This window comes from Bacillus sp. FCW2 (assembly GCF_021228595.1).
Lineage (GTDB): Bacteria > Bacillota > Bacilli > Bacillales > Bacillaceae > Bacillus > Bacillus velezensis.
The window spans coordinates 2,951,905-2,972,374 of the sequence record NZ_CP089436.1 but is presented as its reverse complement, the minus strand read 5'-3'; the positions used below and the strand labels follow the sequence as shown (position 1 = coordinate 2,972,374).

The following is a 20,470-nucleotide window of genomic DNA, read 5'->3' as shown; positions in this document are numbered from 1 at the left end:
CACACTACACGTAATGGAGGGATTGCAATGGACGAAATGGTCCTGGAAACACAACAATGGCTGAATGAGACGTACAAAGGCAGACACGGGTACAACAAGGTGCCGGAAAATGGAAAAACGGGCTGGGATACCATTTACGGTCTGACACGGGCGCTTCAAATTGAGCTTGGTATTTCAGAACCTGCCGATAACTTCGGACCGACGACACAAAGATTGTTTAAACCGTTGAAAAAGCAGGCTCCCGATTCTAAGCCGACAAACATGAATTACATTCTGCAAGGGGCGCTGTGGTGTAAAGGTTTTAACCCCGGCGGATTTTCAGGCGTTTTCTATGAAAATACCGAAAGCGCTGTAAAAGAGTTTCAAAAAGCGGCCGGGCTCACTAAGCAAGACGGCATCGTCACGGCACTCATTATGAAAGCCTTGCTGGATATGAGCGCTTTTCGGTTAGTAGAGGGAGGCGACAAAAGAATCCGCCAAATCCAGCAGAACCTGAACCGGGATTACAATGACTACATCGGCTTGATGCCTTGTGACGGCTTATATGCCCGCGGTACAAACAAGGCTCTCATTTATGCTCTGCAAAAAGAAGAAGGCATGAGCACAAGCGTCGCCAATGGATTTTTCGGAAACGGAACGACCAGCTTATGCCCTACCTTGACTCCCGGCGATTCACGGACAGGCTTTGTTTTGATTGTTCAATACGCGCTTTACTGTAATGGGGAAGCGTTTGATCCCGGTGAATTCGACGGGAAATACGGCGTCGGAGTTGTATCGGCAGTGAAAGCTTTCCAAAAGTTTATGTGCCTGCCGCAGACTGGTTATGCGGACATGCCGACGATTAAAGCTTTATTATCAAGCTCAGGCGACACAACCCGTGCTGCTTCAGCTTGTGACACCGCTGCCATTTTGACGGCAGATACGGCTAAAACTTTGCGTGAGAATGGCTATAAGATCGTGGGAAGATATCTGACCGGGAATGTGCGGACAAGCAGCGGACTGACATCGAAAGCGTTAACGAAAAAAGAACTTTCCACGATTTTCAATGCCGGCTTAAGCGTGTTTCCGATTTATCAGGACGGCGGCTATGAATCTTCTTATTTTGTAAAAGACCAAGGAACGAGAGATGCGTACAGCGCTGCATCAGCCGCCCGAAGATTAGGCTTTCCGTCAGGAACGACCATTTACTTTGCCGTCGATTTCGATGCGTATGATTATGAAGTCACAGATAAAATCATCCCTTACTTTCAAGAAATCAAGTCAGCTTTTATGAAAATGCAGGCTTTCTCAACTGCGCCGAAATATGAAATCGGGGTATACGGACCGAGAAACATTTGTATCCGGACGTCAGAAGCAGGTCTGACCAAATATAGCTTTACGGCTAACATGTCGACCGGTTTCAGCGGCAACCTCGGGTACCCGATGCCGAAAAACTGGGCTTTTGATCAATTTTATGAAGGAACGATCGGAAGCGGAGCGGGAAAAGTCGCCATTGACAAAGACGGATACTCCGGAAAAGACTCGGGTGCAAGCAGCGTCCATCCGCCTTCTGATCCTGTGTATGATGCAAGATTAAACACATTAACCAATATCCTGTCAACAATTCCAGATTTAGAGAATGCATCCGGTCTTGCCAATATGATGTTCGAATTCGGTACAACCGAAACCATTTTAGCCTCTCCAACTTTAGATATCTTATTGTCTACTTCAATTCTGTATACGATCCCAAGTGAGGGGTCTGCTAATACAATGACAATAACGAATGGAAAGCCCGGCGCTTATGTTACTGGTTTACTGGGAGATACACAAACAATACTTACGGCTTCAGACATCCGTTCTTATCAAAATTTATTAGACAATCTGAGCCTATCTGTAAGAAACGGTTATCTGGAAATGGCAGTGACCCCATCTGCTCAATCATTAGATGTTTCAATTAAAATCTATACACCTGACATTCCAGTTGCCGATGGGTCCACAACTGGACTTACGACCATGTTTACGTTTAGAATTAAAACGTATAAAGGTGTACCGGTTTCAGCTGCAGAAAGTGAATTAGCGAAGGACTGGGATCTTCTCCCTTCAGGCCTCGTTATTGTTGCAGGGGTGTCTGCTTTCTATTTCTCCTCTAAGATCCTTACTGTTGAAAAACCGACCGAGAATAAAACAGTAGAAGCGGTAACTGAATTCGCCGCAGTTTTACTAGCCCTTTACGCTTATATGACTGATCTCTACTAATCAAAGAAAAACTGCATGAATATCTTATTCATGCAGTTTTATTCCTATTATTTTTTTGGAGGTTTCACTCATTGAATGAAAATCAATCCGCATTTAACACAGCAAAGCAAACCGCACAAAGATTGTTAAAATGTAAGAATGAACAAGAAATGATGGACTTTTTAGCTGAACAGGATGTACATACGCTCAGTCTTTTAAAGTACTATTACTCTGCTCCGGCTCTTCCTTTTCAAATGCTCATGAAGATTGCTTTTTGCTGTATAGTGATAGCGTTGATCTTCACTTCATTCTTGTTTATTCAAGTCAAAACACTCATACCTATTCCCATTTTATCTGATCTGTTGCCGGCAGTGTTTTCACTGTTTACAATCGGATGTATTGTCGCGTTTTATATGTTTTTTTCGCGCGAAAAGAAAGACCGGTTACCTGACAGCCGCTTAAGAAGAAACACTTACTCCTTCCGGGTTATAAATATGATAAATACAAATCTGGAAAAGAAATATCGTACACTGGCTTCTTTAGCGGGCGGTAAACAAAGTGATGATACACTCGAAGAAAGCATGAAGCAGATTAGCTCTTGTAAAAATGATGAAGAACTGATGAAATGTCTTGAAGAACAAGATACTGAGAAGTTATTCAAGCTGAAAAATCAGTTTTCCAAACCTGACTCCTCATTATTTGATTTTATGAAATGGATTTTTATCGGAAGCGTTATTGCTATGTTTCTGACTGCACTTTTCTCAGGTCAAGTCAGCTATGTTCATGTTCCCCGCCTGCTTCCGTATCTCCTGCTTTTTTTATTCGCCAGGGGCTTAATATATCTAATAAAACTGCTGAAACTGTACCAAAAAGGGCCTTTGCACTCCATTCCTCACTTTACAAAGAACGCTGAAAACACCCGTATCACCGGAATGATAGACTTTGTCCTCGAACAACGATACAAAGACATGATCAGTTAAAAACCCCTCTGCTTAAGGGGTTTTTTATTATGCAATTCCTTCACCCCCCTTATCAAAAAAGGCTCTTCCCCTTTGGAAATAACCGGAACACCCAATTTCGTTTTCAATATAATGAGGTAGTGGATCTGCAAAGAAAGAAGGGCGACATGATGGGTATCATTAATGGCAAAATGTTCATTGACCGATTAAATCAGCTTGGAAATGAGATTTGGCTCGATGGTGAAAAGATCGAGGGACAGATTTCTGAACATCCCGCATTTAAGGGCGTTCTGGAAACGAAGCGCTCTCTTTATGATTTGCAAACGAAACCGGACATGAAAGATCAAATGACTTACAGTCTTCCCGGTAAAAAAGAACGGGCCGGGCTTTCATACCTGCAGCCGAAAACGAAAGAAGACGTAAAAAGAAGAAGAAACATGTTCGAACATTGGGCCAGACACACGCACGGAATGATGGGACGAAGCCCGGATTATATGAATACCGTGCTGATGAGCTTCGCCTCCTCTGCCGCGCTTTTGAAAGACCGCGAGCATTGTTTTCCGGAACATGTTCAAGCGCTGTACGAACGCGCTGCTGCTCAGGATCTTTCTTTTACGCACACGTTTATCACCCCTCAGGTGAATCGTTCACAAATGGGTGTAAACGTATCGCCGACACCTATCTCGGCAAAAGTCGTCGATAAAAATGAAAAAGGCCTCATCATACACGGCGCCCGGATTTTAGCCACACAAGGCGGCCTGACGGATGAAGTGCTCGTGGTTTCTCTGCCTAAAATGTATTTTGAATCGGATGAAGCGTTCGCTTTTTCAATCCCTTCCAATACAAAGGGAGTAAAATTCATCTGCAGGGAATCTTTCGTACTCGGAAAATCATCGTTTGATTATCCGCTCAGCTCAAGATATGAAGAAATGGATTCTATCGTTGTATTTGATCACGTTTTGGTCCCTTGGGAACGCGTATTTTTTTATAATAATTACGAGGCGGCTTTTGATTTTAATATGAAAAGCTCTTTTAACGCCTTCGCATTTCATCAAGTTATCACGAGACAAATTGTAAAGACGGAGTTTCTCCTGGGCCTCGCCCAAACGCTTGTCGAAGCGATAGATGTGGGCGAATATCAGCATATTCAGGCTAAGATGGCTGAAATCATCACCGGTCTGGAAACGATGAAAGCCCTTTTGGAAAAGTCGGAGAATGATGCGGAAACAGATGAATGGGGTTATATGCGCCCGAGTGTCACTCCGCTTCGTGTGGTCAGCGCGATTTTTCCCGACATCTACCCGCGCTTCACGGAAATCATTCAGCTGATCGGGGCAAGCGGAATGGTGACTTTGCCGACTGAAAAAGCGTTCCGTTCTGACATCAGAGGAGACCTTGACCAATATTTGCAGGCGGCCGAATTGAACGCCGAAGACCGGGTAAAAGTGTTCCGCCTCGCATGGGATTTGACCATGAGCCCCTTCGGAACAAGACAGACACAATATGAGCGGTACTTCTTCGGTGACCCCGTCCGCTTAACCAGCCATCTGTACAGAAGCTATCCGAAAGAAGAACAGACCGCGGTCATCAAGGAATTCCTGCACATTCATAAATAAAACAAAGCAGAGAGCGCATCTCTGCTTATGATAGCTGGATCGGCTGCCGCCGATCCTATTTTTTATTTTGGCTGATCACCACCATCGTAATATGCGATAACGCGAAAGAGACAAGCGTATACACAACGGCCCACCCGATAAACGAGAAATTCAATACGGTAAATGTGCATATAAGGCAAACGGCTAAAGCGGCAGCCGGCATAATGAACGCGTTTTTAAACAAATACGTTCCGGCGACTGACAAGATGATGATACAAAGCGGCAGAACACCGAACGCAAAATCCAATTCATCAATCAACAGATGCACTCCCTTCGCTTTTCTTAGTTCGGCCTAACACATCTTATGCCTGAGTACAAAATCGAGTACTTCAAATCTTTCGCGCTCCGGCTGATATTCCCTCCGGTTATTTATTCAAAAAAATGAAAACTTTCCTTAAAGCGTTTACATTCACGTCAGACTGTGATAATTTAAGAAAGCGCTATCATACACAAGTTAATGATTTTTGGATGGAGATGAGGAGAACCAGGAAACCCCGCCCTTTCACAAGGGTGATTTCTGGTTCTTTTTGTCATTTTCAAGGAAAGGAGTCATACATACATCATGATAGACGTTCAGCAAAGGGGAGGATATGATGTTTCAATTGTTTAAGCCGGCTCCGCATATTGAGAGATTGGATGATTCAAAGACGGATGCGGCCTATAAACGGCTCAGGCTGCAAGTATTTTTGGGGATTTTCATCGGGTATGCCGGGTATTATTTGCTTCGCAAAAACTTTGCTTTCGCTATTCCTTATTTTCAGGAACAAGGGTTTTCAAAAGGGGAACTCGGCTTGGTGCTTGCGGCCGTATCAATCGCTTACGGCTTCAGTAAATTTATTATGGGGATGGTGTCTGACCGCTGCAACCCGAGGTATTTCCTTGCGACAGGTCTGTTTTTGTCAGGTGTCGTAAACATTTTATTTGTTTCCATGCCATGGGTCACGTCAAGCGTGACGATTATGTTCATTTTTATGTTTATTAACGGATGGTTTCAAGGAATGGGCTGGCCGCCTTGCGGACGAACGATGGCTCATTGGTTTTCCATCAGTGAACGCGGCACGAAAATGTCGATATGGAATGTCGCCCATAACATAGGCGGAGGTATTCTCGCCCCGCTCGTGACTCTCGGCATCGCCATGTTTGTTACTTGGAAAAGCGTGTTTTTCTTTCCGGCGATTATCGCCATCGTCATTTCATTTGTGATTGTTCTTCTCGTTCGGGACACGCCGCAATCCTGCGGGCTTCCGCCGATTGAAGAATACCGGAATGACTATCCGAAACATGCGTTCAAAGACCAGGAAAAAGAGATGACGACCAAAGAAATTCTTTTCAAATACGTGCTGAATAATAAATTTCTGTGGTATATCGCATTTGCCAATGTCTTTGTTTATTTCGTTCGGTACGGTGTCGTTGACTGGGCGCCGACTTATTTGACGGAAGCGAAAGGATTCTCTCCTGAAGATTCCAGATGGTCTTATTTCCTTTATGAATATGCGGGAATTCCGGGAACGATTTTGTGCGGCTGGATCAGCGACCGGTTTTTCAAAAGCCGCCGCGCGCCGGCAGGCGTACTGTTCATGGCCGGCGTATTTATCGCTGTATTGGTCTACTGGCTTAACCCTGCCGGTCATCCGCTCATCGATAATATCGCGCTGATCAGCATCGGCTTCTTAATCTATGGACCTGTCATGCTGATCGGGCTTCAGGCCATTGACCTTGCGCCTAAAAAAGCGGCGGGAACGGCAGCCGGCTTAACCGGGTTTTTCGGCTACATCGGAGGCTCTGCTTTCGCCAACGCCATCATGGGTTATGTCGTAGACCGCTTTGACTGGAACGGCGGCTTTATCATGCTTATCTCCTCATGCGTGCTGTCCATCGTCTTCTTGGCTATGACGTGGAATACGGGCAAGCGGGCGGAGCATGTGTAAGAAAACAACATAAAAGATTAATATTTTTGCAGTACAGCATTTACAACGATTTTCTACACTAGAGACAGATATTGATTTTTAAGGGGGAAGAAAACATGCGGAAACATAAATTGTTTGCTTTGGTATTGCTTTCATTCGGTTTATTGTCATTCATCGTCACGCCTGTATCGGCGGCGGGAAAAGGAAACCTCTTGTCTCCTGACAGAATTTTGACCATTGCCCATCGCGGTGCTTCGGGGTATGTCCCGGAGCACACGATCCTTTCTTATGAAACTGCGCAAAAAATGAAGGCTGACTATATTGAGCTGGATTTACAAATGACAAAAGACGGCAAGCTGATCGTCATGCATGATGAAAAATTGGACCGCACCACAAACGGACAAGGCTGGGTGAAGGATCATACATTAGCCGAGATTCAAAAGCTCGACGCCGGCTCTTGGTTCAATAAGGCCTATCCGGAAAAAGCAAAACCGCAATACGCCGGACTTCGCGTTCCCACACTTGATGACGTGTTAAAACGGTTCGGCAGACATGCAAACTATTATATTGAAACAAAGGCGCCCGAAACATATCCGGGTATGGAAGAAAAACTGATCGCTTCACTGAAAAAATACAAATTGGCAGGTAAGCATGCGAAACTTGGACAAGTTATCATTCAGTCTTTCAGCAGGGACAGCCTTCTGAAAATCAAACAGCTCGATCCGAAACTTCCCGCCGTCCAATTGCTTGAAGCGGAACAGATGACGTCAATGACTGACACAGATTTAACGGACATTAAAACATATGCCGTCGGAATCGGACCGGATTACAAAGCGCTGAACGCTCAAAATGTCCGAAACATTCGCAGCCACGGCCTTCTGCTTCATCCTTATACCGTGAACAGCGAGGCGGACATGCGCCGTCTGCTGAATTGGGGCGTAACCGGTGTGTTTACCAACTATGCGGATATATTCCAAAAGGTTAAAAAAGAATACAAATCATAAAGCCAGCATGGGTTCGGAGATGATGCCGAACCCGTGTTTTTTTGCCCGATAATGCAAACGCATCATGGGTTATGTAGCGGGCGGAGCATATTATTAAAAGGCTGAGACTCACCTTAATTGTAAAAAGGTATCACTGTAATGATGAATTACTTGTGATACCTTTTTAAACAAAAGGATATAATTATTTATTTCTATTATCTATTTTCTTTCTTATACTATTTGTAATAGACGATAATACAAGTGATACTAAACCATAGACAACCACCCATCCCCAGAAGGATAGATTAAAAACAGTGAACATTAATATGACTGAAACAACTATACTGACAAGCGGCATTATATACACTTTTTTGAAAATATAAGTGAATATAATCGATAAGACGATAATAGAAAGTGGTAAAATACCAAAAGCAAGATCTAGCTCATCCATTATTATTCTCCTTTGTGAATTTAATTTCCCCTTAAGTATACTCACTCAGCTGTCTAGCCATTTATATCTAATCACTCCATATTTCTTTGTTTTTCTTAATCATAAAAAAGTCATATTCAGAAACATGGGCATTGTTAATAATTTTTTCAAGTCCTCTGATAGGAGTAGATTTTAATTTTTTTCCGTTTTTATAAGAGTAAGAATTAATCACATATTTCCCGCCCTTGCTTATTTCTAACAAGAAAATTTTAGACTCGTCAAAATAAGTGAATTTTGCTTGGTTTTCAAATTTTGTCGACCTATTTAACGGGATTTTTTTTCCCGGCTTCATACTTTTCAGATCGAAAGTATAAAGTATTGAATTAGCTGCCAAATGATATAAAGTGTCATTTTTCACAAAAAAGTTATTAGTGGAAAGAGGAATTGCCAGTTGAGAAATTTCCTCAGGGATATTATAGCTGCCTAAAGGAAAAGCCCCTTTGTACTTATTATGCTTTAAATCAATTTCTGCTACTTTGAATTGTACTTTGTTTGATTTATCCGTTTGGTTATATAGTATAAAAAAGGCTGAGCTTTTTTTAACTATTATCTGTGAATAAACACTCCAATTTTCTTCATTTAATATAGGAATTGTTGTTCCTTTCCCTACTGTAACTTTATCTTTATCTATTTTAATACCCTGAAAAGTCGGTGTTTTGATTGAAGAATCTTCATTTATCACGTAAATATATTCACCGTCATTACCGGTACTTGTATAGAAACCCGGAATAATCTTTTCATGAAATCCACTGCCGTTACCCCATCTGATTAAACTATTATAATGGTTTTCACCGACTCCTTGATTATTCAAAAAATAAAAGATATTTCCTTTTATTAAATGGCCTGATGATTGCCCATAACTTGTATGTACTTGATGTTGCATCGGGAATTTTTTAAAGTTACCGCCTATCATATAAACTTCTTTTTTGTCCTGTCTAACTATGTTTTTTTCATCTTGTGCAATGGTTCCAACTTCAATAGCATCTCCTTTTACAGCTGTTGCCTTTCCTTTTTCATCAATATATACAGTATAACTCCCATCTTTAGGGTAATCTATTGTAGCTGAATAATATATAGCTGCAATTTTATCCTTCAAGAAATACTTTTCCTTTTCTGTTTCAGTTTGTTTAACATCAGAAACTGTATTAGTATATTTAAAAGTTCCGATACATATAAATATACCTATTAATACTATGACCGCAATTATAATTAACCACTTAATTTTGTTCAAATATAATCTCACTCCTTAAAATAATAATGACTCCCTAAATAAACTTAGGGAGTGACGATGCAGAATGTTACAAAAAATTTTCGCTTTTTCATACTTATTACCATCGACTATTTGTTCATTTTTCTATATTTTAATTTATTATACAATTATTTCAAACACGACTTACGTACTGTATTTTCTCTATGGTTAATTATTTGTTTTGTCTCTAAAACTTTGACTTGAAGTACAGGAAAAAGAATGAGCATGGAGAAGAAGGAAATACATAAAAGGATTAATAGTTGCCCAACATATCTTTACATTCATTGTTTAGTATGGAAGACAGTTATTGATAGGGTGGAAGAAACATGCGGAAACATAAGTTGTTTGCTTTAGTATTGCTTTCATTCAGTTTATTGTCACTCATCGTCACGTCTGTATCGGCGGCGGGAAAAGGAAACCTTTTGTCTCCTGACAGCCACGGCCTTCTGCTTCATCCTTATACCGTAAACAGCGAAGCGGACATGCGCCGTCTGCTGAATTGGGGCGTAACCGGTGTGTTTACCAACTATGCGGATATATTTAATTTTGTTAAATCTAATAGGGATCAATAGGTTTACGAATCTAAAGATTTCAAAACAAAAACTGCACGTATATCGCGTGCAGTTTTATAATATTAATTTTAAATATTTCTCCCTTTAAATAACGGTCTTAGTATATTCTTAACTTTTGCTTTAATAGATTTGCCCTTATAAATAACAGGAACACTTTGTTGCAAATGACCAATAATCACTTCTGCATTCTTTTTTAGCCTAATTTGTTTTAACTCCTGCTTAGTTACTTCAAAACTAAAGTCATATGACATTTTTTTTCGGGTAGAATCTTTAAGTACCACATCAGGTTTAAACACAAGAAACCTTCCAAAATTCACCTGGAAAGAATTCTGTTCTTCAAAACTTAAATCTGTTTCACAATCAAAATGTCCTTTAATCCTAGAACCGCTGCAGGTTAACACAAAGTTTTTAAAATGTAACATTTGATGTTTAACAACAAGAGAAAGATTACCCCATTTAGTTAGATACGAGTTTATAACGATAGGTTCTTTACATCCTTTTGCAATATAAGAAGCATTTTTTAAATAAACGCTTTCTTTCGATTTTAATCTCAATGATTTCGTATAATCTTCTATCTTACTAATTAATCTTAAATCTAATATACCATCTTCGCTATTTAAATGGAGTAAAGATTCTATAGAAATATATGCATAAAAATAAGTAACTTTTTCTTTTTTTATAATTTGCGTATCTATTTCAAAAGGATATTTTTTTTCAAAAAGGCTTCTATAAGCTGGAAATGAAATTGTTTTATCTTTTTGTTCTCTCAAAGAGACTTCGATAAATAAACGCTCATTTGAGGAGTCAACATGTGAATGATAACAAAAACCCTCTAACAAAACGGCATTCTCTAATTTCTCTATTTTTGTTATTTCTCCTTCAAATTTATTATTACGATGAAAGGAAATGGACTCATGCAAGGCCAAATTGTATGCTAATTCTGGTTTTGGATAGACCTTCCCATGTTGTACTACCATGTTACCAGGTTGTTTTTCAGCGTACCAGAAAGCAATTAAATCCTCCAATTGTCCTTTCTCAATTAAACGTAATAAGAGTTTATGGCGGGAAGAAAACTGCTGGTAGTAATCTAAGTATTGATACTTGTCAAGCATTTTCTTTAATGTATTAAAAATATAGATTTTATCTTCAATTAGAAAAGACTTTGAAATCAGAGCGCTTAACTCCACTTCCATAATCCTTTCCCAGTAATGAAAGAAAATCAGCCGTTTTTTATCTGTTTCAAGGTTCAGTAATTCAATAGATGCCAATGTTTCTTCGATTCTGAACATAAAACTTTTACCTGATAATGGTTTCTTAGTAAGTTGAACCCTTCCTATTGTTTGATGATTGGTCAAATAATAACACGGGTAATCTTTAACAAGGGCTATGGAATTTGAATATGCATACGCTTGAATCATAAACGGTTGATCTTCTCCTAGAGAGAAGTGTTCCGGAAAACGAATATTATGTTTAATTAATAACTCCCGTTTAAATAGCTTTTGAGCACTCATAGTAAAAAGAGCATTGGAACCAGGGAAGGAAAAACAATCTGGATTCTTTTTAAATACAGCCACAGGAACACCTCTATTAATTCCTTCATAACGGCCGATAATTATATCACTTTGATACTGAACTATTTTTTCTTCCATCTTTTCTAAAGCTTCAGGTCCTAAATAATCATCTCCGTCTAGAAAATAAATATAATCACCTGTTGCTGCTTCTATAGCTTTGTTCCTCGGTCTGCCAGGTGCGCCGCTATTCTGCTGGTGAATTACTTTAATAAACTTGTACTTGCTCATGTATTCATCTAAAATATTACCGCTTTTATCAGTTGAACCATCATTTACACAGATAATTTCAAGTTTGTCCTCTCCAACTGTTTGGTTCACTACGCTATCGAGACAATCTCTAATTGTGTTTTGATCATTATAAACCGGAATAGCTACAGTAAATATCATCTTTTTTCTCCTTAATTATTGTTTCCTATATAAAAACAAGTCCAGAATTATTCGAATCCAATTTTAAAAGTTTACCATAATTTCTTTCTTTTATAAATATGGGTTAAAAATTTTAATGTGTTTTTAAACCTAGCCACCGTAATCTAGATAATAAGATGGAATATTTCCAGTAATTAAATCGGATTTTCCATAAGATCCCTAACAAATGCTTTGATTCATTTCTCTTTGAATTTGGAAAGCTCACTTCATTTAATCCTAATTACGATACTTTGCGGATTTTTAATTTACCCATAAAAAAACACCTCTAAGTCGTTTTCAGGTATGATACCTGCTTTTCAACTTAAAGGTGCCTTTGTCCTGCGCTTACAGGCCCAGACTCTCAAAAACTTCAACTTTTTATAACTTACTCTTTTCCGGCAGCTGCTTCCGCCTGTCCGCCTTTTAATTGATCGTTGATTGCTTTGGCGTCTTTCAAATACTCAGTCTTGAATCCGCTCTTCAGCGCCCACGCATAGAAGGCAAGGGCAACGATTGCGATCAGCCCCATATCCCAGCCGTACGGAATGATGTTCAGACCGCCGAATTTTTCACTTCCGAGCCATGAAATGACCATCATGCTGAGCAGATAGACAACCATCCAGACGCCGCCTTTAAAGTTTCTGCGGAATCCTTTCCACTTCGCTTTCGCTTGGTAGTAGAAATAAATCGGAAGGCCGATCAAAATGATAAACAGCACCTGCCCTGTTAACGGCCAGCGCGCCCAATACAGCACGAGAGACGCGAACACGAAGCCGAGCGGTGCAACCACGCTGAGGCCTTTCAGACGGAGAGGCCGGTACAAATCCGCCGCCGTCCGCCGCAGCGTCATCACCGTCACGGGACCCGTGATATAAGAAATCAGCGTCGCAACGGAAATGATTTCAGCAAGCACGCCCCATCCTCTGAATAAAAACAAAAAGATAAACGATACGATCAGATTGAAAATCATCGCTTGGCGCGGCACGCCGTACAGCGGATGAAGCTTTCCGAAAATGCTCGGCATATATTTATTTTTTTCCATGCCGTAAATCATGCGTGACGTCGTAGCGGTATAAGTGATACCCGTTCCTGACGGAGAAACGAACGCGTCCGCATAAAGAATAATGACAAGCCAGTTGATATTCAATGCGATCGCCAAATCGGCAAATGGAGAGTTGAAGTTCAGGTGACTCCAGCCGTGAACGATCATGGAAGGTTCAACCGCACCGATAAATGCGATTTGCAATAGGACGTAAATGACGGTTGCGACCAGCAGCGAACCGACAACCGCAATCGGAATCGATTTGCCGGGATTTTTTGCTTCTCCGGCCATGTTAATCGGGCTTTGAAACCCGTTAAACGCAAATACGATACCTGATGTGGCCACCGCCGTCAGCACGCTTGCCCAGCCGTTCGGCGCAATGCTTGAACCGGATGTGAAGTTTCCGCCGTGAAAACCGGTAAACAGCAGCGCTCCGATTGTCAGCCCCGGAATAATGATTTTAAATATGGTAATCAATGAATTCGCTTTTGAAAATAAGTTAACTGTCCAAAAATTCAGTAAAAAGTAAATAATCAGTAATACGGATGCGAAGCCGAGCCCCTCTCCCGTAAGAGTGCCGTTGTGAACGAGATTGCTTGTCCATTTTGCCCATTCCCACGGCCATGAGCTCATATATTGAACAGACGCAACCGCCTCCACCGGAATAACGGAAACAATCGCAATCCAGTTTGCCCATCCTGCGATAAATCCAATAAATGATCCGTGAGAATATTGAGTATATTTTACCATTCCCCCGGCTTCCGGGAACATTGAACCCAATTCACTGTAAGAAAGTGCGATAAACAAAATAACGATCATACCGATAATCCAGGAAATAATTGCGGCAGGTCCCGCAATCTGAGCCGCCCGCCACGCCCCGAATAACCAGCCGGAGCCAATCATCGACCCAAGTCCGACCATCATGAGTGCAAACGTTCCCATTCTGCGATGTAATTGATTCATAAAGTTAACACCTTTCAATTAAAATATGACTCCAGCGCTATCATATATTTATAATATTATTCTGAAAATAGATTTGTCAATCTTTATCGCATTAAAGCGGAAAGCCAAAATTACCCTTCAGATGTTTAAACAGCCGTTAAGCGGGAATAACTACTGCAAGCCAGAAATAGAAAGGAGTTTTTATCGTGAAACAAAAACTGCTCATTTCAGGACTTGCCGTGTCGACTGTCGGAGTGACTTCCTACCTGCTCAAAGATAAATCAAACCGCCAAAAGGTGATGAACTTTATCCGCAATATGAAAACATCGCTCTCCGGGAAGCAGGATATTGAATCATTCCCCGTCAACAAAGCAGGCAACCCGCATCCCGAAGATATTGAAGATAACAAAATGGTATCCGAAGGCTCCATGTACCCGGTTCAATATTATGATGACAAGAAGAAATAATCTGTTCCCGGGCTGCCCGGCCGTATCAAACGGCGGCAGCTTTTTTTTATGCAGACGGCGTTTTATAGGTCCGCCAATATTGGCGCGATCCTTTCTCCCGCACAGTAATGCCCAGTTTGGATATTTCCGCTTTCAGCTCTTTCGCATCAGCCTTTTCCTCCTCTTTCAGCGCCTTTTCTCTCGCTTTTAAAAGAGCATTTGCCCCCGGCTCCAAATCCGGCGTGTCCGGCACCCACCGTTTGTATTCTTCTTTAAAAGGATCTTCCGTCCCCAGCCAGACATACCCATGCGCGCGAAACGCATCAGCCGCTTTTTCAACCGCCGGCTCAAGCTTCTCCCGAAAAAGCTCCTGTCCTTCAGTGCCTAATAAGACAAGATACTTCTCATCCGTAAACACACCGGAAATGCTGTCTTTCGAAAACACGCTTTCTTCATTATATATGGTTAAGGACACCTCGCTGTCCGTCACGACCGCCGTAAGACATTCTTTAAAAACAGTCCGCGTCAGCCACATTCCCCCGATTAAGCCGATAACGGCGATGACAGCCGCAGCCTTCCATCCGTGAAAAGAAGCGATCATTTCCAGCGGCCCGATAACAGGCAGCCAATCCAATGTTACGGCCCACTTCGCAATGACCGGCAGAAACCATCCGATGACCAGCCCCAATAATGGCGGCACCAGAAAAACCAAAGCTTTTTCAACCGATGATAACTCAAGAACCGTCTGTTTTTTTATTTCGTTCATGTTTCTCCTCCGTCTGTTTTTTTCACAACTATCCATTATACAAAGGGTTGGATGATTCTGTAAACTGTTTCCGAAACAATAAAAAGCCTCCCGACCGCCGGGAGGCTTTTTAAAACAGGAGCTCATATACTTCATTCAATTCCATCGTGCGCTTCTCATCCTGCTCGTTCTCAGCATATTTGATTTCCTTTTCAAGCACCTGATTCAGCGCATCCATTTCCAAATCATTTAGATCTTTCACAAACTCGCCCTCATTTTCATAATGCTTCACCTGAAGCTTTTTATAAATCCCTCGGCACACATCATGCTCCAAGTGGTTCGAAAGCGACTCGCGCAAATATCCGAGTGTCCTGTCCATCATGTAAGCCCTCCCTTTTCTTTAGGAATAGCTTCCCGGAAAGAGAGAAAAACTATACATGAAAGCACCGGGCGGCTGTTTTAACTCTGTACCTGAATGGAGAAAAATCCGCTGCTTAACGGTGTGTACGGCCCGTTCAGCCCCGTTGCGGAGAAAGAGAACGTTCCTGAACTGACATAAGAAAGAGGAACACTGTAATATTTAATATAGCCTGTAACGATATTGCCGTTTTTCGTATATTCATCTTCCAGCGCTTTTGACGTAAGATTTGTAATATTCGTTCCGTTGTTAAACGCCTGGATCGTGTTATTGTTCGGATAGCCTTGGAAATATACGGCTAAATAACCCGTTGTACCCTTCATCGGTTTTGATGCGCTGATTTGGTTCGGCCCGATATTTTCCCATTGGTAACTCTGACCGTCAGACGTCACACCGATAATGCGGATTTGTGTTAAAGCAGGAGCCGGCGCCGCAGACGCTGATGGAGCCCACAACCCGCTCACAAGCAACAAAACAGCGGCGGCCGCCGCGAATAGCGTAACGAGTCTCTTTTTCATGTTTTTTCCCCCTCTTATTCTTTTCGTAGAATCCTATACTATTTTACACGATTTACAAGGAAAAAGATTACATTTTATAAAAGAGTCCGGAACACTTTGTGAACTAGATATGAAACGCTCTTGAAACGCCGTTGATCATGAGAAAGATGCCGCAGATTCTTAACACGACTCTCGAACTTCTGTCATCTTTACCGAAAAAGGTTTTTCCGAGCCTCCCGATCCATACGTTCATTGCGGCTCCCGCGAGCAATTCTATGATTCCGATTATTTCTGCCATATACAAAGCAGCCACCCTTCTAACCGTTTTTTTTCATATGACGGTTTATCATATAAAGTGATAAGACTAATGACGCTGCACCGGCAGCAAGAAACAGGCTCAGCGGCACGATCTGCATGCTGCCTCCGCCATTGTTTTGAAATGAGCCGATCGCCCATTTTTCAGGAGTAAACAACGACAGCATCCGCATGTACTCCGGAGCCGCGTCTAAAGTGAAGAAAGCCCCTCCCAATAAACCCGTGACAGCTATAAAAACGGAAGCAAGCGACGTGAATTGCTTTTGGCTCTTCATGAACGGTATCACGGCCATCGTTACAGCAGTCAGCGCAAACGAGCAGGCCGCAAGCACCGCTCCCGCAGCAAAAACATGATCAGCAAAACGGATATGCAGCATGAATGTTCCGGCAGCGAGGATCACGATAATATGGAGAAGTCCGAAAAGATACGCCGCCGCAAACTTAGAGATTGCATATGCCGTATAGGAAACGGGCGTGCTCAGCAATCTGTCATATGTATGATTTTCTTGTTCATCTATAAATGATCGCAGGCTTTGGACTGCAACGAACCAGATAAACATCACTAAAAATCCGATAAGCCTGTCGGCTGCCTGTCCGCCTTCATAAACGTGATGGCGGTCAACATTGACGGCGGAATGATCCTGAATATCCTTCAAGAGATCAGCTGCCGCCTGCTTCCCGTCGGTGTGCAGCGTGCGGGATATCACTTTTGCATCGTGGACTATTTTTTTCAGCGCGCCCGCCTGCTGCGCAATCAGCTGCTCTGTCAAAACAGCATCACCCTTTTCTTCATTCTGAATAAATGAAACGTTCAATTCATCTCCGGAAAATAATTTTTCTTCAAAATGAGAGCCGATCAGCAATCCGAAGGAAATATCCTGATGATTAACCTTTGTTTTTAATACGTCCTCCGTGACCTTCGTGACTTTTATATGGCCGGCTGTCTGAATCATTTTCATAAATTGCGCTGAATAGGCGCTCTGATCCTTATCAGCTACATATACTTCCTTCTGCTGACTGCCATCCGCAGAAAAGGAAAAGAAATATGTGAGAAGGAGCGGGGCGGAAATCGTCGCAAAGATGGCAGCCCGATTTTGCAGCATCAGTTTCAGCTGATGTCTGATCATGAATAACAGCTGCGTCATGAAACAGCCTCCTTCCGTTTAAACACCCAGATGGTCAAACATAAAAACACGGCGCCGATGGCGGCAAGCTCTGCCAAATCCGCCAGAATACCGCTCAGACCGGCATGCTGCGTGACACTGACATAGCTGTTGATCGCTTTGCCGTTCGGTATCAGCTCCTGCACGATTTTCAAACTGTCAGGCAAGCCGTCTTTTGCGATAAAGCTTCCGCCTAAAAAACTGAATCCGTATAAAATGGGAGCCGCCATGCTTGAGACGGTCTCGTGGTTTTTTGCAGCAACCCCCCAAAGAAGCACGATACTGCCGATCGCAAATGAATAAACAATCGTAACCAGCAATATTTCAAACAAATTGCCCCATTTTACCTGATACAAGATGCTGCTTGCGATGATGACGGCAGCCATTTGCATAAGGATGGCAAGCATGATTCCCAAAAGCTTACCCGCCACATACTGGATACGTAAAACAGGCATTGATTTGATTCTGAATAACGTGTGCTGCTGTCTCTCTTCCACTATCCCGTGAATGAGCGCAAACGCGGTCATAATGGAGAACATGACGACCATTGCGATTGAATAATACTGCATCGCATCAATCGGGGCCGCGTGATTGCCGGCCGACTGTTTCGGAATGGTGACAGCCTGTTCACGTTCACCCGAAAGGCCGCTGATGATTTTGCTGGCATCTCCCTTTGACAGATGTTCCGACTTCTTCAGCACCGCTTTTTCTTCACTGATCTCCGCTTTTACTCTGGTGACAAACGAATCAGCCATCATTTCCACAATGTCTCCGTTTACAGAGCCTTGTTGGTCCGAGATGACTTTGATACTTGTTTTTTCATTGTGTTCTGCCGCTTTTGCAAAGCCTTTCGGCACGTATACAAAAACGGAGACTTTGCCGCTTTCGACAAGCTGTTTCCCTTCTTGGTAACTGCCTATGTCTTTTACACGGATGAGATCAGTTTGTTTCAGCACGTCATTTTTTAATACGTCGCCTAAAGAACTCTCCGCGTGATCCGCATTATAAAACGCGGTCTGAAATGGCTTCACTTTCGAATCGCCGTGAAAAACCGTTCCTAAAATAAAAATCATCAGTGCCGGAAACAGAATCAGTTTTATATAGAAAGACTTTGCTCCGGCCAATAACCGAAAATCTAATAAGATCAGCCTGAATAATATTTTCATGACGCCCCCTATGAATCCCGCAGCGTTTTGCCGGTGAGCCGGAGGAAAATGCTTTCCAGATTGGCTTCCTCGAAATGAATGCCCTTAATGGTGATACCGGTTTTCCTGATATCATCCGCAATATCAAGGATATTGCGATCTGCCGCAGAGACGAGCATCGTAATGGTCTGCTGGCTGACAGCAGCCTCGGCAACACCGGGAATGCGGCGGATTTTTTTAACGGCATCATCATTCAGCCCCTCTGCATTCACGATCAAGGTATCAGAGGCTTTGGCTGACTGCTTCAATTCGTCTTTCGTCCCGCAGGCAATGATTGAGCCGTGATCCATGATCGCCGCTTTTTCACAGAGGTATTCGACCTCTTCCATGTAATGACTCGTGTAGATGACGGTCATCCCTTTTTCTTGATTTAACGTCTTCACGGTTTGAAGAATATGATGTCTGGATTGCGGATCAATTCCGACGGTCGGTTCATCTAAAATGAATAGTTTCGGTTCATTCATTAGCGCGGCACCGATATTCACCCGTCTTTTCATACCGCCTGAAAATTCAGATATCCTTTGATTTCGCTGTTCCTTTAATTCGATGATGTCCAGCACTTCATCAACCCGTTTACAAAGCTCCTTACCGGAAAGTCCGTACAGACTCCCGAAAAAAGCCAGATTATCCTTTGCGCTTAACGCTTGATATAAAGCGATTTCCTGCGGGACGACTCCCATCACTTTTTTTATGGCCGCAGGCTGCTCCTGTAATGAGGTTCCGTCAATGCAGATTGTTCCGCCCGTCGGCGGGAGCACGGTGCTGATCATCGACACCGTTGTTGATTTACCGGCGCCGTTTGGTCCCAGCAGACCGAATATCTCGCCTTTTTCGACGCGCAGTGATATATGATTGACAGCGGTAAAATCGCCGTACTTCTTTGTCAAATCCGTTAATTCGAGCATTCATGCAGCACTCCTTGTGTCATGTCTGCACTTATTCTACTCTCGGCAATCCTTGTTTTCTATTCACTTTCGTACTCGATATGGATATTACTTTCGTCATATGTTTAGTGATAAAAAGGGAGAGAGGAGGGTGAAGCGGGGTTATACCATTTTTTGCAAATATAAAGTAAGCTCGGTTCTGTTTGACACTTCAAGTTTATCGAGGATTCTGGATACATAGTTTTTCACAGTGCCTTCAGTCAGAAATAAGTCTGCGGCAATGCGTTTATTGCTTTTGCCTTCCATAATGTGTTTCGCCACATCAAGCTCTCTCGGCGTGAGAATCTCCGTCAGCTTTGACTGCGGCTCTTCCTGCACCGCAGGGATCTCCATATTGTTCAGCGCTTTTACGACGGAAACCGTGATTTTGGGATTCAGCATCATCTTCCCTTCATAAACGGCTTGAAGGGAGGCGATAATTTCATCTGAATCAGCATCCTTCAAGAGATAGCCGTCGGCTCCGCTTTTCAGCCCGGCAAAAATATAGTGATCATCTTCAAACGTTGTCAGAATGATGACTTTTACGGACGGATATCGCGCTTTTACCGCTTTTGTCGTTTCGATTCCGTCCATACCGGGCATTCTGATATCCATCAAAATCACATCAGTTTCGGATTGAGAAAGCAGCCGGAGCACCTCTTCGCCGCAAGAAGCCTCTCCCGATATTTGAATTCCTTCGTGAAGACTCAGAATCATTTTCAGCCCCTCTCTCACAATGGACTGGTCGTCTGCAATCATGACATTCACT

The 20,470-nt window shown here is 42.5% G+C and carries 19 protein-coding genes and 1 pseudogene; 7 read left to right on the top strand and 13 right to left on the bottom strand.

From position 1 onward, the window contains the following. Window positions 1-27 precede the first annotated feature (27 nt). The 3 genes from K3G25_RS14995 to hpaB all read left to right on the top strand — a co-directional run bounded on the left by K3G25_RS14995 (window position 28) and on the right by hpaB (window position 4,789). Window positions 28-2,235, top strand: a complete 2,208-nt coding sequence (locus tag K3G25_RS14995) for a glycoside hydrolase domain-containing protein (RefSeq protein ID WP_022552521.1) — start codon at window positions 28-30, stop codon at window positions 2,233-2,235. Between the two features lie 473 nt (window positions 2,236-2,708). Further along, a complete protein-coding gene (locus tag K3G25_RS14990; protein WP_232489373.1) occupies window positions 2,709-3,194 on the top strand; it encodes a hypothetical protein in 486 nt (161 codons plus the stop codon). A 149-nt stretch (window positions 3,195-3,343) separates the two neighbouring features. Then, on the top strand, window positions 3,344-4,789 hold the full coding sequence (gene hpaB, locus K3G25_RS14985; protein WP_232489750.1) for a 4-hydroxyphenylacetate 3-monooxygenase, oxygenase component: 1,446 nt from the start codon (window positions 3,344-3,346) through the stop codon (window positions 4,787-4,789). Window positions 4,790-4,844: 55 nt separating this feature from the next. On the opposite strand, the gene K3G25_RS14980 is transcribed toward hpaB, so the two are convergent. Beyond that, entirely contained in the window at window positions 4,845-5,087 is a 243-nt protein-coding gene (locus K3G25_RS14980) for a DUF2651 family protein (protein ID WP_007408994.1), read from the bottom strand. A 334-nt stretch (window positions 5,088-5,421) separates the two neighbouring features. Between K3G25_RS14980 and glpT the strand changes: the two genes are divergently transcribed. Together glpT and K3G25_RS14970 are read left to right on the top strand one after the other, a co-directional pair. Further along, entirely contained in the window at window positions 5,422-6,756 is a 1,335-nt protein-coding gene (gene glpT / locus K3G25_RS14975; RefSeq protein ID WP_003156725.1) for a glycerol-3-phosphate transporter, read from the top strand. 95 nt (window positions 6,757-6,851) lie between these two features. Beyond that, complete coding sequence (locus K3G25_RS14970) at window positions 6,852-7,739, top strand: glycerophosphodiester phosphodiesterase (protein WP_014416802.1); 888 nt, start codon at window positions 6,852-6,854, stop codon at window positions 7,737-7,739. Between the two features lie 181 nt (window positions 7,740-7,920). Here K3G25_RS14970 and K3G25_RS14965 read toward each other — a convergent pair whose 3' ends face one another. Both K3G25_RS14965 and K3G25_RS14960 read right to left on the bottom strand, forming a co-directional pair. Continuing rightward, window positions 7,921-8,169, bottom strand: a complete 249-nt coding sequence (locus K3G25_RS14965) for a DUF2651 family protein (protein WP_014720665.1) — start codon at window positions 8,167-8,169, stop codon at window positions 7,921-7,923. Between the two features lie 67 nt (window positions 8,170-8,236). After that, entirely contained in the window at window positions 8,237-9,439 is a 1,203-nt protein-coding gene (locus tag K3G25_RS14960) for a hypothetical protein (RefSeq protein ID WP_232489372.1), read from the bottom strand. Between the two features lie 449 nt (window positions 9,440-9,888). On the opposite strand from K3G25_RS14960, the pseudogene K3G25_RS14955 reads away from it, so the two are divergent. Next, a pseudogene (locus tag K3G25_RS14955) lies at window positions 9,889-10,029 on the top strand (glycerophosphodiester phosphodiesterase family protein); the annotation flags it as partial. 68 nt (window positions 10,030-10,097) lie between these two features. Here K3G25_RS14955 and K3G25_RS14950 read toward each other — a convergent pair. Further along, on the bottom strand, window positions 10,098-11,987 hold the full coding sequence (locus K3G25_RS14950) for a glycosyltransferase family 2 protein (RefSeq protein WP_021495317.1): 1,890 nt from the start codon (window positions 11,985-11,987) through the stop codon (window positions 10,098-10,100). A 403-nt stretch (window positions 11,988-12,390) separates the two neighbouring features. Beyond that, window positions 12,391-14,010: a glutamate/serine transporter AimA gene (locus K3G25_RS14945; RefSeq protein ID WP_014416799.1), complete on the bottom strand. Its 1,620-nt coding sequence runs from the start codon at window positions 14,008-14,010 to the stop codon at window positions 12,391-12,393. 185 nt (window positions 14,011-14,195) lie between these two features. Between K3G25_RS14945 and K3G25_RS14940 the strand changes: the two genes are divergently transcribed. Next, window positions 14,196-14,456: a hypothetical protein gene (locus K3G25_RS14940; protein ID WP_003156732.1), complete on the top strand. Its 261-nt coding sequence runs from the start codon at window positions 14,196-14,198 to the stop codon at window positions 14,454-14,456. Window positions 14,457-14,502: 46 nt separating this feature from the next. Here K3G25_RS14940 and K3G25_RS14935 read toward each other — a convergent pair whose 3' ends face one another. From K3G25_RS14935 to K3G25_RS14900, 8 genes are all read right to left on the bottom strand, one after another. Further along, on the bottom strand, window positions 14,503-15,201 hold the full coding sequence (locus tag K3G25_RS14935) for a YqeB family protein (RefSeq protein ID WP_100261577.1): 699 nt from the start codon (window positions 15,199-15,201) through the stop codon (window positions 14,503-14,505). Between the two features lie 109 nt (window positions 15,202-15,310). Continuing rightward, the gene (locus tag K3G25_RS14930; RefSeq protein WP_029974790.1) at window positions 15,311-15,559 is read right to left on the bottom strand and encodes a sigma-G-dependent sporulation-specific acid-soluble spore protein CsgA; all 249 of its coding nucleotides are present in this window, start codon (window positions 15,557-15,559) and stop codon (window positions 15,311-15,313) included. An 80-nt stretch (window positions 15,560-15,639) separates the two neighbouring features. Further along, window positions 15,640-16,116: a DUF4879 domain-containing protein gene (locus tag K3G25_RS14925; RefSeq protein WP_017419311.1), complete on the bottom strand. Its 477-nt coding sequence runs from the start codon at window positions 16,114-16,116 to the stop codon at window positions 15,640-15,642. A 103-nt stretch (window positions 16,117-16,219) separates the two neighbouring features. After that, window positions 16,220-16,399 carry a hypothetical protein gene (locus tag K3G25_RS14920; RefSeq protein ID WP_017419310.1) on the bottom strand — a complete coding sequence of 60 codons (180 nt, stop codon included), beginning with the start codon at window positions 16,397-16,399 and terminating at the stop codon, window positions 16,220-16,222. 13 nt (window positions 16,400-16,412) lie between these two features. Further along, window positions 16,413-17,555 carry an ABC transporter permease gene (locus K3G25_RS14915; RefSeq protein ID WP_022552516.1) on the bottom strand — a complete coding sequence of 381 codons (1,143 nt, stop codon included), beginning with the start codon at window positions 17,553-17,555 and terminating at the stop codon, window positions 16,413-16,415. Next, on the bottom strand, window positions 17,552-18,739 hold the full coding sequence (locus tag K3G25_RS14910) for an ABC transporter permease (protein ID WP_022552515.1): 1,188 nt from the start codon (window positions 18,737-18,739) through the stop codon (window positions 17,552-17,554). Before K3G25_RS14910 ends, K3G25_RS14915 begins: the two co-directional genes overlap by 4 nt. A gap of 8 nt (window positions 18,740-18,747) precedes the next feature. Continuing rightward, window positions 18,748-19,683: an ABC transporter ATP-binding protein gene (locus tag K3G25_RS14905; protein WP_014416792.1), complete on the bottom strand. Its 936-nt coding sequence runs from the start codon at window positions 19,681-19,683 to the stop codon at window positions 18,748-18,750. A gap of 141 nt (window positions 19,684-19,824) precedes the next feature. After that, entirely contained in the window at window positions 19,825-20,469 is a 645-nt protein-coding gene (locus K3G25_RS14900; RefSeq protein ID WP_232489371.1) for a response regulator, read from the bottom strand. Between the last annotated feature and the right edge of the window lies 1 nt (window position 20,470).

What these genes read in the sequence shown, in the direction of transcription:
- K3G25_RS14995 (WP_022552521.1), top strand. Translation starts at nt 28, where the DNA reads ATGGACGAAATGGTCCTGGAAACACAACAATGGCTGAATGAGACGTAC.
- K3G25_RS14990 (WP_232489373.1), top strand. Translation starts at nt 2,709, where the DNA reads ATGATAAATACAAATCTGGAAAAGAAATATCGTACACTGGCTTCTTTA.
- hpaB (WP_232489750.1), top strand. Translation starts at nt 3,344, where the DNA reads ATGGGTATCATTAATGGCAAAATGTTCATTGACCGATTAAATCAGCTT.
- glpT (WP_003156725.1), top strand. Translation starts at nt 5,422, where the DNA reads ATGTTTCAATTGTTTAAGCCGGCTCCGCATATTGAGAGATTGGATGAT.
- K3G25_RS14970 (WP_014416802.1), top strand. Translation starts at nt 6,852, where the DNA reads ATGCGGAAACATAAATTGTTTGCTTTGGTATTGCTTTCATTCGGTTTA.
- K3G25_RS14965 (WP_014720665.1), bottom strand. Translation starts at nt 8,169, where the DNA reads ATGGATGAGCTAGATCTTGCTTTTGGTATTTTACCACTTTCTATTATC.
- K3G25_RS14950 (WP_021495317.1), bottom strand. Translation starts at nt 11,987, where the DNA reads ATGATATTTACTGTAGCTATTCCGGTTTATAATGATCAAAACACAATT.
- K3G25_RS14945 (WP_014416799.1), bottom strand. Translation starts at nt 14,010, where the DNA reads ATGAATCAATTACATCGCAGAATGGGAACGTTTGCACTCATGATGGTC.
- K3G25_RS14935 (WP_100261577.1), bottom strand. Translation starts at nt 15,201, where the DNA reads ATGAACGAAATAAAAAAACAGACGGTTCTTGAGTTATCATCGGTTGAA.
- K3G25_RS14930 (WP_029974790.1), bottom strand. Translation starts at nt 15,559, where the DNA reads ATGGACAGGACACTCGGATATTTGCGCGAGTCGCTTTCGAACCACTTG.
- K3G25_RS14925 (WP_017419311.1), bottom strand. Translation starts at nt 16,116, where the DNA reads ATGAAAAAGAGACTCGTTACGCTATTCGCGGCGGCCGCCGCTGTTTTG.
- K3G25_RS14915 (WP_022552516.1), bottom strand. Translation starts at nt 17,555, where the DNA reads ATGACGCAGCTGTTATTCATGATCAGACATCAGCTGAAACTGATGCTG.
- K3G25_RS14910 (WP_022552515.1), bottom strand. Translation starts at nt 18,739, where the DNA reads ATGAAAATATTATTCAGGCTGATCTTATTAGATTTTCGGTTATTGGCC.
- K3G25_RS14905 (WP_014416792.1), bottom strand. Translation starts at nt 19,683, where the DNA reads ATGCTCGAATTAACGGATTTGACAAAGAAGTACGGCGATTTTACCGCT.